At 70.2% G+C, this 15335-nt stretch carries 10 protein-coding genes; 2 read left to right on the top strand and 8 right to left on the bottom strand.

Annotated features, from left to right (window positions below):
- Positions 1 to 157 precede the first annotated feature (157 nt).
- Complete coding sequence (locus tag EER30_RS30890) at positions 158 to 2182, top strand: prolyl oligopeptidase family serine peptidase (RefSeq protein WP_127504163.1); 2025 nt, start codon at positions 158 to 160, stop codon at positions 2180 to 2182.
- Between the two features lie 601 nt (positions 2183 to 2783).
- Here the strand turns inward: EER30_RS30890 and EER30_RS30885 are convergent.
- The 4 genes from EER30_RS30885 to EER30_RS30870 form a co-directional block, all read right to left on the bottom strand.
- Positions 2784 to 4346 carry a serine/threonine protein kinase gene (locus EER30_RS30885; protein ID WP_127504162.1) on the bottom strand — a complete coding sequence of 521 codons (1563 nt, stop codon included), beginning with the start codon at positions 4344 to 4346 and terminating at the stop codon, positions 2784 to 2786.
- 140 nt (positions 4347 to 4486) lie between these two features.
- Positions 4487 to 4879 carry a hypothetical protein gene (locus tag EER30_RS30880; RefSeq protein WP_127504161.1) on the bottom strand — a complete coding sequence of 131 codons (393 nt, stop codon included), beginning with the start codon at positions 4877 to 4879 and terminating at the stop codon, positions 4487 to 4489.
- Between the two features lie 9 nt (positions 4880 to 4888).
- Positions 4889 to 7159: a DUF4132 domain-containing protein gene (locus EER30_RS30875; RefSeq protein WP_127504160.1), complete on the bottom strand. Its 2271-nt coding sequence runs from the start codon at positions 7157 to 7159 to the stop codon at positions 4889 to 4891.
- Positions 7160 to 7362: 203 nt separating this feature from the next.
- Entirely contained in the window at positions 7363 to 7923 is a 561-nt protein-coding gene (locus tag EER30_RS30870; RefSeq protein WP_205650505.1) for a DinB family protein, read from the bottom strand.
- Positions 7924 to 8159: 236 nt separating this feature from the next.
- Here EER30_RS30870 and EER30_RS30865 point away from each other — a divergent pair, with 236 nt between their 5' ends.
- On the top strand, positions 8160 to 11816 hold the full coding sequence (locus EER30_RS30865; RefSeq protein ID WP_127504159.1) for a S8 family serine peptidase: 3657 nt from the start codon (positions 8160 to 8162) through the stop codon (positions 11814 to 11816).
- Positions 11817 to 11950: 134 nt separating this feature from the next.
- On the opposite strand, the gene urtE is transcribed toward EER30_RS30865, so the two are convergent.
- Genes urtE through urtB form a run of 4 tightly spaced genes read right to left on the bottom strand, consistent with a single transcriptional unit; the run spans position 11951 to position 15322 of the window.
- Entirely contained in the window at positions 11951 to 12646 is a 696-nt protein-coding gene (gene urtE, locus EER30_RS30860; protein WP_240670404.1) for an urea ABC transporter ATP-binding subunit UrtE, read from the bottom strand.
- Positions 12643 to 13383: an urea ABC transporter ATP-binding protein UrtD gene (gene urtD / locus EER30_RS30855; RefSeq protein WP_127504158.1), complete on the bottom strand. Its 741-nt coding sequence runs from the start codon at positions 13381 to 13383 to the stop codon at positions 12643 to 12645. Before urtD ends, urtE begins: the two co-directional genes overlap by 4 nt.
- The gene (gene urtC, locus EER30_RS30850) at positions 13380 to 14438 is read right to left on the bottom strand and encodes an urea ABC transporter permease subunit UrtC (protein ID WP_127504157.1); all 1059 of its coding nucleotides are present in this window, start codon (positions 14436 to 14438) and stop codon (positions 13380 to 13382) included. The genes urtD and urtC overlap by 4 nt, the downstream gene beginning before the upstream one ends.
- The gene (gene urtB, locus EER30_RS30845; RefSeq protein ID WP_127504156.1) at positions 14435 to 15322 is read right to left on the bottom strand and encodes an urea ABC transporter permease subunit UrtB; all 888 of its coding nucleotides are present in this window, start codon (positions 15320 to 15322) and stop codon (positions 14435 to 14437) included. The genes urtC and urtB overlap by 4 nt, the downstream gene beginning before the upstream one ends.
- Positions 15323 to 15335 lie beyond the last annotated feature (13 nt).

Raw genomic sequence — 15335 nt, 5'->3', positions numbered from 1 at the left:
CGATTGAGCAAAGGTCCGGATACGGACGGTGATGAACGCCCACCGGACCGGACCAATCGAAGCTAGGGATCTTGATCGAAGCCCGCATGAAGCGTGCCTGGCCTTACCGTGAACCTGTGTGAGAGGGCGAAAGCCAGGTCGCGGCTACGCTCGACGGGTGACTGAGCTCAACCGGGATGCCGACGATCCGTACCTCTGGCTCGAGGCCTTGGACTCGCCCGACGCCGTCGGCTGGGTTACCGACCGCAACGCCGAGACGCTGAAGGCGCTGGGCGGCCCCGGCCTCGAGCGGACCCGCGACGCCATTCGTGAGGTGCTCGACAACAAGGACCGCATCCCCTATCCGGAATGGCACGGCGACGGCTTCTACTACGATTTCTGGCGCGACGCCGACCATCCCCGCGGTCTCTGGCGGCGCACCACGCTGGAGCAATACCGTCGTGACGAACCCGAGTGGGACGTGCTGCTCGACATCGACGCGCTCAACCGCGCCGAGGGCGAGAACTGGACGTGGAGCTGGGCGACCGTGCTGCGGCCCACCCACGACCGCTGCCTGATCAGCCTCTCCCGCGGCGGCGCCGACGCCACCGTCGTGCGCGAATTCGACCTCGCCACGCGCGCTTTCGTCCCGGACGGATTCTTCCTGCCCGAGGCTAAGAGCGACATCGACTGGATCGACGCCGACCACCTCTTCGTCGGCACCGATTTCGGGCCCGGATCGTTGACGTCCTCGGGCTATCCGCGCGTCATCAAGCGGTGGCGGCGCGGCACCCCGCTCGCGTCGGCCGAGCTGGTCTTCGAAGGACAACCCGAAGACGTCTCGGTGAGCGCCTATCACGACGCGACCCCGGGATTCGAGCGCAGCATCGTCAGCCGGCAGGTCGACTTCTACCGCAGCGAGTTCTATCTCGACCGGGAAGGCCTCGTCCGGATCGACATTCCGGAGGACGCGAACTGCAGCCTGCACCGCGAATGGCTGCTCATCCGCCTCCGCTCGCCGTGGACGGTCGGCGACGCGGTCTTCCCGACCGGTTCCCTGGTGGCCGCGAACCTCGACGACTATCTCGGCGGACAGCGCGAACTCAGCGTTCTATTCGAACCGGACGAGCGTACGTTCCTCAGGTCCTTCGCACGCACCCGCAACCACCTGCTGCTCGTCACGATCACCGACGTCAAGACCCAGGTGTACGCCCTGACGCCCGGCCCGGCCGGGTGGAGCCGGCAGCCCATTCCCGGCGGCGCCGAGTTCGACCAGACGTGGATCGTCGACACCGATCCCGACAACGACGACTCGTACCTGATCTCGTCCTCGGGGTTTCTCACGCCGACGACGCTGAGCCTCGGAACGGTCGGGGGCGAACTCGAGATCCTCAAGCACGAACCCACGTTCTTCGACACCGCCGGAATGTCCGTACGCCAGTTCTTCGCCGTCTCCGCCGACGGCACGCGCATCCCCTATTTCGTCGTCGGCGGCGACGGCAAACCGACGCTTCTCTCCGGGTACGGCGGTTTCGAGATCCCGATGCTGCCGAGCTACAGCGGGGTCATCGGCCGAGGCTGGCTCGCCCTCGGCGGCACCTACGTCATCGCGAACATCCGCGGCGGCGGCGAATACGGTCCCGCGTGGCACCAGGCCGCGCTGCGCGAGAACCGCGTCAAGGCCTTCGAAGACTTCGCGGCCGTCGCGACCGACCTGGTGACGCGCGGCATCACCACCCCGGCCCAGCTGGGCGTCCGCGGCGGCAGCAACGGCGGCCTGCTGATGGGCGCGATGCTGACCCGCTACCCGTCACTGTTCGGCGCCGTGGTCGCGGCCGTCCCGCTGCTCGACATGCGCCGCTACACCAAGCTGCTGGCCGGCAAGTCGTGGATCGCCGAGTACGGCGACCCCGACGTTGAGTCCGACTGGGCCTACCTGCGCGAATTCTCCCCCTACCAGAACGTCGAGCCCGGCCGCCCGTACCCGCCGATCCTGTTCATCACATCGACCCGCGACGACCGGGTGCACCCCGCCCACGCCCGCAAGATGGCCGCCCTGCTGCTGAGCCACGCCTACGACGTCTCCTACTACGAAAACCTCGAGGGCGGCCACGGCGCCGCCGCCGACAACGAACAGGCCGCCACCATCTGGTCCCTGACCCTGACCTTCCTCTGGAACCGCCTCACAGCGGCCGGCCGGTAGACCCGGCGGCCGCCGCCGCCGAGGAATCGATGGACGTGGCTTGTTAGCTTCGGCCGGGTGAGCGGGAGGCCCAGAGCACCGCACGACACAACCCGCGACGGCGCGGCCCCGGCCGCCCGGCGCGGCCCCCGGGCGTCGCCGGGGTCACCGAGGTCGCGACGCCCGACGCCGCCGCAATCGCACGAGCACCCGAGGACGCAGCACAGGTCGCCGCGAACACCGGGATCGCAGGCGCATGGACATGGCCGAGCGTCGCGCCGCGATCGACTGGACTCGCCGTGGGGACAGGGCTTGATCGAAGGCCGCGTTGCTGAAGGAATACCCCCGGCGGGCGGCGTACTGGGCCGATGCCTACGGGTGACTCGCCGGTGCCTTTGTAGGACATTGCCGCCTGTGTTGATCCGGGCGTCCGCGCTGATCAGGGGATTGTCGATGACGTGCTCGGGCGGGTCGAGGCGGGGTGGGCGGAACGTCGCTCGGCTCGTCCCGTTCATGCTGGCACCGGTCGAGACGACGACCACCGATGTCGAGCGCGTCGGTTGGAGGCGCTCGACGGGGCGGGATCGGTGGCGCAGTTCGGCTATGTCGTGGGGCCGCTGGATTAGCCCGGGATCGTGAAGTTGTGGGACTTCAGCAGGTCGCGTAGGCGGTTGAGGGCGGTCGCGCGCGGGGTCGTGCTCACCGCCTGCAGGATGATGACCGTGTGGCTGTCGGCGTTCGTTGTGCTGTCGTCCCACCAGATCGAAGTGTTCTCGGTGCCGTCCTCCCAAACGACCTCGTACTCGACGTAGCGGCCCTTCAAGCCGGTCGAGTTCTTCGCCGTTCCGCTTCTCCAGTTGGCCGACTTCGAGCGTTCGTGCAGGTTCCAGATGGCTTCGTACTCCATCGAGAAGGCCGTGTCGTTGTCGTAGCGGATGATCGACACGCTGATGCCCTTGGAGTGGTGCACCCATTTCTCGACCTGGTTCGCGCGCAGCACGCCCGAGGCGAAGCTCGTCGGTGACCACTGCGGGACCAGCTTCTGAAGGCCGGCCGGCAGGGCCTGCGGTGCGGGAGGCGCCGACGGGGTCTGGGACGTCTGGCTCGGGCCGGCCGGCTGCGCGGCGCGGTCGCGGATCTCGGTGGCGGCCCAGACCGCGCTCGGCACGAGCAGGGTGAGGGCGGCCGCGGAAACGACGACCAGGCCGGGGGAGCGACGCCGGGTCTTGGCGGCTTGCGGCCGCGGCGCAGCGTCCGGCGCCACGGTGGCCGGGGGCATGACCGGCAGTGGCACGGCGGTCGGCGGCACGGTGGCAGACGGCACGGTGGCAGACGACGCGGTGGCAGATGGCGCGGTGAGGGCCGGCGCGGTCGTCGTCAGGGCCGGTTCGGTGTCGTGCCGGCGCAGGAGGGCGTGCACCTCGGTCGCGGACGGGCGTTCGGCCGGGTCTTTGATGAAGCAGCGGCGCAGCACCTCGGCCAGCGGACCGTCCAGCCCGTGCAGGTCGGGCTCGTCCTCGACGACCGTCCGCATGACCTCGAACATCGATTCGCCCTGGAACGGCATTTTCCCCGTGCCGGCGAAAACCATCGTCGACGCCCAGGCGAAGACATCCATGGCGTACGCGTCTTCGCCGACCCCGGTGGCCGCCCCGAACTGTTCCGGCGCCATGTAGAGCAGCGTGCCCCGCGGCTGGGTCGTGTCGGGCACGCCGATGATGCCGGCGATGCCGAAGTCGATCACCACCCACCCGTCGGGGCCGCGCAGCACGTTGGCCGGCTTGAAGTCGCGGTGCACCACCCGGCTGCCGTGGATGACCGTCAGCGCGTCGATGGTCTGGAACGCGACGCGGTGCAGGCTGGCCCGGGAGAGCGGACCCTCGCTCTTGACCACCTCGTGCAGGGTCTTGCCCTCGATGTATTCGGTGGCGATGTACGGCACCTCGCCGGCCACCCCCGCGTCGAGCACCTCGGCCGTCCAGTGCCGCGGCACGCGCCGCAGCTTCGCGAGTTCGCGCTCGATGCGCTGGCGCGCTTTCTCGGTGCCCTCGTTCAGGTGCAGCACCTTGACCGCCGCCTGCTGTCCCGAGGAGTGTTCTCCCAGGTAGACGGTGCCCTGCCCGCCCCGGCCGAGGATTCCGCGAAGGGTGAACGGCCCCACCTGCCGGGGTTCGAAGCTACTCAACGGCTGAGGCCCCGGCACGTGCCCTCCAACGCTTCTTGACCCGGACTCCGCATGCGAGTGAACTGCCCGGGCGTGATTGCCCGCCCATCGTAGACAAGGCCACGCTATCGCCGCGGGTCAACCGGCCGCTGCGGCGACGGTCAGCCGCCGACCAGGGGGATGAGGCGGATGAAGGCGACCTCGTTGTCGGTGCGGAGGTCGATCGACTCGTCCAGGTCCTCGATCTGACGGTTGGCCGTGAGCATGATGAAGCCGTTGCGGCCGAACGCCTCGCAGGCGGCGTCGGCCTGGGCCACCCAGTCGACGCGGGTCGCGCCGGGCAGGCGGAAACCCTGGGCGGTCTCGGTGGCGGCGGCCGGGCGGACCAGGCCCCGGAACAGGCCGCCCAGGGTCGCGCTGTAGCGGGCGGCCTCCTCGCGGACCCGCCATCGCAGCAGCTCGCGGGCGGTGATGGTTTCGGGCAGGCCGGGCAGGGTCCAGGAGGCGAGCTCCCGGCCGGTCATGGTCTCGTCGCGCAGCAGAACGTCGGCCATCGGAATCTCCTAGGGAAGTTGTCGCAGGATGGAGCGGTCGGTGATCTTGTCGTCGGCGGCCAGCAGGAACGCCTTGGAGAGGATCAGCGAGAGGCGTTCGTCGTCGTCGAACGGCAGGGCGACGCGGGCGGGCCGTTGGCCGGCGACGATGCACAGGTACGCGTTCGGCTCGATCAGGACGTTGCCCGAGCCGAGGTGGATCAGGTAACTCGCCCGCGTGCCACGCACCCGCAGGAACCGCTCGGTCAGCTCGCACCGCGAGCCGATCGCCAGGCGCGGGAGCAGCCGGGCCAGCACGTCGCGGCGCACCTCGGCGGCGCCGGTCAGCTCGCCGAAGCCGGCCGACTGCCAGTAGCCGCCGAAGGGATGGTCGCCGCGGTCGGCCCAGGCGTCGTCGGCGGCGATCGACGTCACGCCGACGAACAGGTCGACGTCGCGCATCGCCTCGCTCAGCACCCGCGGCGGCACCTCGGCCAGCGCGACCTCGTGCCAGCGGCGACCCTCGCGGCGGGCGAACCGCACCTGGTCGGTCGTGCAGTATTCGACCTGGTAGTTCGGGGGCGCGACCCGGTCGGCCAGCATGTGTTCGAGGCTCGCCTGCCATGTGCCGGCGGCCAGCTCGCGCGTCGCCGAACTGTGCGAGCCGCCGTCCCACGAGCCGAGGAGCGGCGCCGACCAGCCGCGGACGCGCATCAGCGTGCCGGCCTGGCGGTAGCGCAGGATGTGGGCGGCGAAGCGGTTGGAGTAGACGCCCGTCTGCTCCTCGGCCGGGGTGAGCCGGTAGACCTCGCGGAACGCCTGCTTGAACGGCTGGCGCAACCCGGCCTCGGTGATCTGATCGCGCCACGACACCACCTCGGCGGCGCCGGCCAGCACCGGGTGCCACAGTCGGACCGTCCAACCCGGACCGCCGAGCTCTCCGGTGAGCTCGGGCAGGCCGGCCTTCCAGGAGAGGCCGTCGGGGGAGGCCTCCCACAGCAGACGCCGCGCGATCGTGCCGGTGACCGGATGACGCAGGTAGCGCTCGTGCCAGGTCTCCCACGACCAGGTGCGGTCCTGGGTGAGCAGGTCTTCGAGCCGCACGCGTTCGGCCGCGAGGGTGCGGTTGACCTGCTTGGCCAGCGCCTTGGGCTCGGCGGCGTGCTCGCGCGCGGCGGCGGGCAGCGATTTCAACGGCCGGCACAGAACGACCGCCTTCTCGCCGACGATCTCGACCGTGAGCGTGTGACCGCCGGGCGTCGGCCACGAACGGCCGAGATCGTGCTCCTCGACGGCGACCTCAAGGTCGACACCCATGCGGTCGATCGCGGCCCGCACCCGGTTGCGCAGCGGCTTGCTGCGGACGGTGACGGAGAGCCGGGCCAGCGCGCGGGCGGGCTCGTCACCTGGCCGGTCGACGAGGATCTCGACGGCCGCCGCAGCCGTGCGTGACGCTCGCGGGTCGGCCGACCGGCCGCTGGGCTCGCCGGCCACCTCGGCGACCCGGGCCAGCAGCGCGGTCGTCTCGTCGCCGGGGTCGAGGGCGGCCATCCAGCACAGGCCGCGCAGAAGGAAATCGTGGTCGGCCCAGACGGTCACGGCCGTGTCGGCGAAAGCGGCGAGCACGTCCCGCGCCGCCGAGGGAACGTTCACGGCCTCGGCCTCGCGCAGCCAGCTCTTCGCCGGGGCGAGCTTGGACAGGGTGGTCGCGAAGCCGATCGCCGCGATGACCGCCGGATCGGCCACGCGCGCGCCGAGCCGCCGCCGGGCCGCCGGGCCGAAGGCGTCGTGGCCGGCGAGCAGGTGGACCGGCATGCCCGGCGCGAGCCGGGCGAGAACCTGGCCGTAACGTTCGGTGAGAGGACGCCGGATGTCGAGGGGCATGTCACGGTTGCCGGCGATCTGAGAGAGCACGGCCTGAAGAATCGGCTGGTAGGGCGCCAGCTCGTCAAGCGGCAGCTGCGAAGCGATCACGGCCGGCAGGTGGTAGACGCGCCCGTCGTAGAACGAGCCGCACTTGGCCGCGGCGTGCAGGGCCCAATCGAGGTCACCGGTGTGCCACGGCACCGGTTCGGCGGTCATGTCGTAAATCGGTGGGATCGCCGCGTAATAGGGACGACGGGGCGAGGTGATCGCCTGATGCCAGCGGAGGGCGTCCAGCCGTCGCTCGTCGGAGGCCGCTTTCCACACGGCGCGATCGCCTGGGATCGGGCCGGGGATCAGGGGGAGCCAGTCGTCCATGGCCGGCATCATGCCGAGGGGGTACGACAAGAACGTGTTGTCGAAATCATCCTCCCGCACTCGGCCGACACTGTGACGATTCTCCACTGGCAAGCCCCCGCCTCCCCGAGTTCAGTGGACTGAGCTGCGGAAAGACGGGAGCCGAAGGACATGGACAACAAGTTGGCGTGGTGGCCGATCCCGGTCGCGATCATCCTGATCATCGCGCTGGGCCGGCTCGTCCAGATGATCCTGCAGGCGCTGGAGGTGATCGGCTGAGAGGCCTACTGACCCGTACGCCCGTCGACGCACTCCCGCAGCAGGTCCGCGTGGCCGCAGTGGCGGGCGTACTCCTCGACCATGTGCACCAGCACGTCGCGGACGCTCACCTCCTGACCGCGCGGCGTGCGCACAATGGCGCCAAGATCGGTCGCAAGGGCGTCGAGCCACTTGTCGGCCAGCGCGATCTGCTCCCGCCAGGCTTCGAACGCCTCCGTGACGACCGCGTCCTCCGCGACCGCGCCGTTGAAGTCGAAGTCGGAGTCCCCGGTCGACCAGAACGGGTGCTGGACGTCGTGGTGGCCTTGCAGTGTGCGCTGGAACCAGTGGTGCTCGACCGCGGCCATGTGCCGCACCAGGCCGAGCAGGCTCATCGTCGACGGCGGCACCGAACGGCGGGCCAGCTGCTCGGGGTTCAGCCCCTCGCATTTCAGGCCCAGGGTGAGCCGATAGTTCGTGAGGTACCCGCGGATGTTGGCTAGCTCGCCCTCGGGAACGTCGAACGCCCGTGGGTCCTCGCCCGGCGGCATCCACATCCCGTCATAACCGACCACATGCTCACTCATGACCTACACCCTGGTCGATGAGTCAAGTGGAATCCCCGAGAGGTCGATGGTCTCCCCGGGTCGGTCAGACGAGCCAGCGGTTCTTCCGCACCCACGTCGAGAGGGCCCGTTTGTTTCCGGCAGGCACTCACTCTGTTTCGATGCGGTTAACGGAGTTGATCAAGAAGCTAAATATCGATCAAGGCTGTTGTAGCGTCACCAGCACTTCAGGCCTCTGATCGAGTCGAGGTATTCCGTTGACCCTTCCTTCCCCCGGCAGGTCCGTGCCGCTCATCGTCGCGGCCGTGACCGCGCTGGCCGTGACCCCGCCGGCGCCCGCCAACGCCCAACCGGCCCCCCGCCCCGCCGCCAACCCAGCGAGCCCAGCGACCAGCACGACGATCACTCTGATCAACGGTGACAAGGTCACCGTCCGGCCGGGTGTCACCACTGTGGAGGGTCCGGACGGTGAACCCGTTGGTGCCCACGTCACCACCGTCGGTCCGGACACCTACGTCTATCCCGACAGCGTCATGCCGTACGTGGGCCGGGGTCTTCTCGACAAGCGGCTGTTCAACGTCAGCCTGCTGGTGCGCGACGGCTACGGCGACGACGCGGCCGGGCGGCTGCCGCTGATCCTCGGCTACCAGAACGCCGCCGCCGGGCGCCGCACCGACGCGTTGCCCGAGGCCAGCACCGAGGTCCGCGCCCTGCCCAGCATCCAGGCCCGCGCGATCAGCACGGACCGCGACCGGGCCGAGGACTTCTGGACGTCGATGACCGCCCCGGCGGCCGGCGCCCGCAGCACCGTTCCCGGCTTCGCGTACGGCATCAGCAAGGTGTGGCTCGACGGCAAGGTGCAGGCCAACCTCGCGGACTCCGTGGCACAGATCGGCGCCCCGCAGGTGTGGGCGACCGGCAACGTCGGCGAGGGTGTCGACGTCGCCGTGCTCGACACCGGCATCGACGCCGAGCACCCCGACTTCGCCGGCCAGATCGAGGCGACCGCCAGCTTCGTGCCCGACGAGGACGTCACCGACTGCAACTCGCACGGCCACGGTACGCACGTCGCCTCGACGATCGCCGGCACCGGCGCGGCCTCCGAAGGCAAGGAGCGGGGCGTCGCTCCCGGCGTCGACCTGCAGATCGGCAAGGTGCTCAACAACGGCGGCGGCGGTTACGACTCGTGGATCATCGCCGGCATGGAGTGGGCCGCGCGGGACCGCAAGGCCAAGATCGTCAGCATGAGCCTGGGCGGTGAGGCCACCGACGGCACCGACCCGATGAGCCAGGCGGTCAACGCGCTCAGCGCCGAGACCGGCGCCCTGTTCGTCATCGCGGCCGGCAACAGCGGCCCGTCCGACACGACCGTCGGTACACCGGGTGCGGCCGACGCCGCCCTCACCGTCGGCGCGGTCGACTCCGAGGACCGGATCGCCGAATTCTCCAGCCGCGGCCCGCGACTGGTCGACCGCGCGCTCAAGCCCGAGATCACCGCCCCCGGCGTCGGCGTGCTGGCCGCCCGTTCGCAGTACGCGAACGGCGAAGGCCCCTACGCGTCGCTGAACGGCACCTCGATGGCGACCCCGCACGTCGCCGGCGCCGCGGCCCTGCTCGCCGCCCAGCACCCCGGCTGGACCGGCTCGCAGCTCAAGGACGCGCTGGTGAGCACGGCCAAGGAGACGCCCGACTACAACCCGTACGAGGGTGGCAGCGGCCGGCTCGACATCGCCGCCAGCACCAAGGCGACGGTGTTCGCCACGGCCACCGCGTACCTCGGCATCCACCCGCGGGACGACGAGCCGACCGGCGTGATCGAGCGGCAGATCACGTACACCAACACCGGCGCCGCCGCCGTCACGCTCGACCTGGCGCTGAGCGCCCCCGCAGGCCTCTTCTCCCTGTCCGCCACGCGGGTCACCGTCCCCGCCGATGGCCGCGCCGACGTCACCGTGTCCGCGGACCTGGGTCGTACGCAGGAAAAGGGTCTCTTCACGGGAGAGGTCGTCGCGTCGGGCACGGCCGGACGCGTGGCCGACACCGTCATCGGGGTCAGCACCGAGGACCAGCCCCGCCACCTCGTCATCAAGCCCACCGGACGCGACGGCCAGCCGATGCCCGGCGTGATCAACATGATCCGCGAGGGTGACCCGGCGGGCAGCTACTACAACTTCATCACCGACGGGCGCGACCTCGACGTACTGGTGCCCGAGGGTCGTTACTCGGTGTGGATGTGGGGCGAGGTCGAGGGCACGCATGGTCCCAGCTCTCGCGGTGTCGCCCTGGTGGCCCAGCCTACGGTGACCGTCGACGGCAACACCACGGTGGAGTTGAAGGCGGCCGGCACGCGCGAGATCCAGGCGATCACGCCGAAGCCGACCGCGAACGCCGAGATGCGCCTCGACTATCACCGCACGCTGGGCGGCACGGCGAGCGTCACCGACGCGTACGTCCTCCCGCGCTGGTTCGACAGCATCTGGGTGACCCCGGGCCAGAAGGCGCGCGACGGCGAGATGTCGGTGACCGCCCGCTGGCGCAAGATCGAGCCGGTTCTCGCCATCGAGCACGACGGTCGTTCCCTGGACGACCTGATCCTGCTGCCCGGTTCGACCGCACCGGCCGAAGGCACCAAGCAGGTCCCGGCCGTCTTCGCCGGGAACGGCACCAAGGCCGAGTTCGCCGCGGTCGACGTCAAGGGCAAGGCGGCGGTCGTACGCCGGTCCGACCTCGACGGCCAGGTCGAAGCGGCCGAGAAGGCGGGCGCGGCGCTGCTCCTGATCGTCAACGACGAGCCCGGCCGCTACTTCGACGGCACCAGCCGTACGAAACTGGCGGTGGCGACCCTGACCAAGGACCTCGGCGAACGCCTGATCGGGCAGCTCGGACAGGGCCGGGTGAACCTGCGCGTGACCGCTCACCCGCAGACCGACTACCTCTACGACCTGGTCCGATACTGGCCCGGCGCGGTACCGAAGTCGGTGACCTACAAGCCGTCGGAGCGCGAGCTCGCCCGGGTCGACGTCGACTTCCGCGGCACCTCGGGCCGGGAGATCTACGAGCGCCGGTACGACTTCAACCCGGACATGACGACCCGCGTCGGTTCGACCCTGCCGGCGTTGACCGACCGCTTCCGCACCGACTACGTCACCGTGCAGGACGGCGTACGGTGGTCGTCGGAGATGAGCGACGTGCTCTCCATCCAGCTCAGCGGCAGCAAGACGTACGCCGCCGGAAGCCGCACGAGCGAGCAGTGGCTCGGCGCGATCCAGCGCCCGAGGATCAACGACGCCGTGACCCTGCCGACCCGATCGGAGAACAGGGTGCGGGTCGAGATCCCCGGCTGGGGTGACTCGGGAGCCGACCACGCCGGACTGGCCGTTCCGGGTCAGGTCGACCAGAACCTGGCGCTCTACCAGGGTAAGAAGCTCGTCGAGCAGACGACGGGCGGCTATTTCGACAGCACCGTCGAGCTGAGCCCCAAGCGCCTCCCGTACCAGCTCGTCACCACGACGGAACGGGACCCGGAGGTCTACCCGTACTCGGTGAAGACGCGTACGGCCTGGGACTTCACCTCGGGCGGCGGCGCGGCCGGCCGGTTGCCGCTGATCCAGCTCGACTACCGGGTCGACACGGATCTGCAGCACCGGGCCTCGCGCTCGGCCGAGCTGACCATCGTGCCGTCGCACCTGCCCGGCGGGCCGAGCGCTCGGACGATCCGGTCGGCGACGCTCGACGTGTCCTATGACGACGGTCTCACCTGGGTCAGCCAGCGCATGCACCAGACCCGCGAGGGCTGGACGACCTCGCTGCGGGCACCTCGCTCGGCGCAGCACGTCACGCTGCGGGCCGGTGCTCGGGACTCGCAGGGCAACCGGGTCGAGCAGACGATCACGCGGGCCTTCGGGCTGAAGTGACCGTGGGGCCGGGTCGCGTGGCGGCCCGGCCCCGCTCAACTCCGGGACGGACAAGATTCCCGCCGCGACGGTAGGAACAGGAAGGCCCCCGCGGCGTCGGCCGCGAGGGCTGCTCCAGCAGATGTACGACGTCCCTAGACGGTCAGGGCCTGGCGGACGGCTGACTCGGCGCCCGCGCCGCCGTCGCCGGACGACGTGACCCGCCCGGCTTCGAGGACGTGGTAGCGCTGCGCCGCCTCCAGGGCGAATCCGACATGTTGCTCGACCAGCAGCACCGACATGCCGCCCCGGCCCGCGACGGCCAGGATCGTCCGCTCGATCTCGGCCACCACCGAGGGCTGGATGCCTTCGGTGGGCTCGTCGAGCAGCAGCAGGCGGGGCCGGGTGATCAGGGCGCGGGCGATCGCGAGTTGCTGACGCTGGCCGCCCGAGAGCAGCCCGGCCCGGCGCGTGAGCAGGTCTTTCAGGGCGGGGAACAGGTCGAGCGCCTCGGCCGTCGCCACCTTTCCGTCGCGCCGCCCGTCCGCCACCAGTTGCAGATTCTCGGCCGCGGTGAGATGTGGGAAGCTCTGCTGGCCCTGAGGGACGTACGCCATGCCGCGCGCGACCCGCTGATGCGGCGCCAGCCGGGTGATGTCCTCACCGTCGAGCGACACCGTGCCCCGGCGCGGGCGCAACAGGCCCATCGCCGCGCGCAGCAGGGTGCTCTTGCCCGCGCCGTTGTGGCCCAGCACGGCGGCGACCCCGTCGGCCGGAACCGAGAGCGACACGCCGTGCAGGACGACGCTGCGGCCGTAGCCGACGTGCACGTCCGCGAAGGACAGGGTCACGACGCCTCCTTCACCGGGTGTCCGAGATAGACCTCCTGCACGCGGGGATCGGCCTGCACCTGGGCCACCGTTCCCTCCGAGAGCACCTTCCCGGCGTGCATGACCGTGACCGTACGGGCATAGCGGCGCAGGAAGTCCATGTCGTGCTCGACGACCAGCACCGTACGGTCGCGGCTCAGCTCGCCGAGCAGTTCGCCGGTCGCGTCCCGCTCATCCTGGCTCATGCCGGCCACCGGTTCGTCGAGCAGCAGCAGCCGGGCGTCCTGCACGAGCAGCATGCCGATCTCGAGCCACTGCTTCTGCCCGTGGGCCAGGGTGCCCGCGGGTTCGTCGCGCACCTCGCTCAGCCGTACAGTCGCCAGAGCCTTCTCCACTGTGGGCGGGACGGATCGCCGGGCGCGCAGCAGGCTGATCGGGCTGCGGGCCCAGCCGGCCGCGATGTCGAGGTTCTGCAGCACCGTCAGCTCCTCGAAGACGGCCGCGGTCTGGAACGTACGCCCGATGCCGAGCCGGGCGATCCGGTGCACCTTGCGGCCGAGCAGCTCGCGGCCGTCGAAGGCGACGTGGCCGGTGGCTTTGACCAGGCCGGTGACCGCGTCGATCAGGGTGGTCTTGCCGGCCCCGTTCGGACCGATGAGGAAGCGCAGGTCACCCTCGGGCACCTCGAGGTCGACGCCGCCGACGGCGACGAAGCCGTCGAACACCACGCGCAGGTCGCGCACGCTGAGACCGGTCATGCCGCCACCTTCTCCTTCACCTCGGCCGGCGGAACGAGACGAGCCCGTCGCCGCCACTTGAACAGCGCGGCGATGCCCCCGGGCAGGAAGACGATCGGCAGTACGAAGAGCAGGCCTTCGAAGTACGTCCACGCCGACGGCACCCGCTCCGAGAGGGCCGTCTTGGCCCAGGCCACCGCGATCGCCCCGAGCGCGGGCCCGGCCAGGGTGGCCCGCCCGCCGACGGCGACGCCGATGACGAACTCGATGGACGGCACGACGCCGATCAGGGCGGGGGAGATGATGCCCACGGCCGGCACGAACAGCGCGCCGGCCAGGCCCGCCATGCCGGCGGCCACGACGTACGCCACGAGTTTGACGTTGGCCGGGTCGTAGCCGAGGAACCTCACCCGCTCCTCGCCGTCGCGTACGGCCACGAGCAGTTCGCCGTAGCGGCTGCGCATGAGTTGCCAGGCGACCCCGAGCATGGCGAGCAGTGCCGCGGCGACGACGAAGTACACCATCCGCTGGTTGACCGGGTCGTTCAGGTCGTACCCGAAAAAGCCCTGGATGTCGGTGAGCCCGTTGGTGCCGCCGGTCGTGCCCTGCTGGCCGATGAGCAGGATCGCGAACGCCGCGGCGAGCGCCTGCGACAGGATCGCGAAGTAGGCGCCGCGCACCCGTCGCCGGAAGATCAGCAGACCGAGCAGCAGGGCCACCAGCATCGGCAGCAGCACGGTTGCGAGCAGCGCGAAAATCGGGTTGGCGAACGGCGCCCACCACCACGGCAGCGCGTCGAGCTGACCGTAAAGGATCATAAAGTCGGGGAGGTTTCCCGGACCGGCGTCGGCCAGTTTGAGGTGCATCGCCATCGCATAGCCGCCGAGGCCGAAGAAGACGCCCTGACCGAGCGCGAGCATGCCACCGCGGCCCCAGGCGAGCCCGACGCCGACCGCCACGATCGCGAAGCAGAGGTATTTGGCCAGCAATGAGAGCCGGAAGTCGCCGAGAACCAGCGGCGCCACCGCGAAGAGCAGCGCCGCGGTAACACCGAAACCAAGCGCAGCACGTTTCATGCCAGGCTCCTAGTTCGCAGGGTGAACAAGCCTTGGGGCCGCCATTGCAGGAACGCCACGATCGCCACGAAGACGATCACGCTGGCCACGCTGACGGTGGTCGTGTATTCGACGGTGGCCTGCAGGACGCCGAGCACGAACGCCACGATCACCGTCCCCTTGAGCTGCCCGATGCCGCCCACGACGACGACCAGGAACGCGTTGACGATGAGGTTGGTGCCCATCGCCGGCCCGATCGGCCCGATCAGGGTCAGCGCCACCCCGGCGATCCCGGCCAGGCCCGAGCCGATGAAGAAGGTGAGCCGGTCGACCCGCCCGGTCGACAGGCCCGAGACGGCCGCGAGGTCGCGGTTCTGCACGACCGCCCGGATCCGCCGGCCCAGCGACGTCGTTCTCAGCACGATCGTCAACGCGGCCACGGCGGCCAGCGCGAGTCCGAGAATGAACAGCCGGCTGCTGGCGATCGCGATGTCGTCGGTCAGGTGGACGCTGCCGGTGAGGATCTCCGGCGCGCGGGTCTGCACGTTCGGCGCGCCGAAGATGTCCCGCGCCGCCTGCTGCAGGATCAGCGACACGCCCCAGGTGACCAGCAGCGTGTCGAGGGGCCGGGCATAGAGCCGCCGGATCAGCAGCACCTCGAGCAGCACGCCGAGCAGGCCGGCCACGACGAACGAGACCGGCAGCGCGATCAGCAGCGACGCTCCCGCACTGGTCACGACCTGCTGAAGGACATAGACGGTGTAGGCGCCGGCCATGATGAACTCGCCGTGCGCCATGTTGATCACGTTCATCTGGCCGAAGGTCAGCGCGAGCCCGAGCGCGATGAGCAGCAGCACCGCCCCGATGCTGACCCCGCTGAAGAGTTGACCGACAAGAAGCGACAAGACCCAACCCCTT

The organism is Actinoplanes solisilvae, from assembly GCF_003999975.1.
Taxonomy (GTDB): domain Bacteria; phylum Actinomycetota; class Actinomycetes; order Mycobacteriales; family Micromonosporaceae; genus Actinoplanes; species Actinoplanes solisilvae.
The sequence above is the reverse complement of the archived record's forward strand: the minus strand, read 5'-3'. Positions and strand labels throughout refer to the sequence as shown.

Bases quoted from the DNA above. Each gene is read 5' to 3' on its own strand.
- EER30_RS30880 (WP_127504161.1), bottom strand. From the start codon at position 4,879: ATGGCCGACGTTCTGCTGCGCGACGAGACCATGACCGGCCGGGAGCTC.
- EER30_RS30870 (WP_205650505.1), bottom strand. From the start codon at position 7,923: ATGAGTGAGCATGTGGTCGGTTATGACGGGATGTGGATGCCGCCGGGC.
- urtD (WP_127504158.1), bottom strand. From the start codon at position 13,383: ATGACCGGTCTCAGCGTGCGCGACCTGCGCGTGGTGTTCGACGGCTTC.
- urtC (WP_127504157.1), bottom strand. From the start codon at position 14,438: ATGAAACGTGCTGCGCTTGGTTTCGGTGTTACCGCGGCGCTGCTCTTC.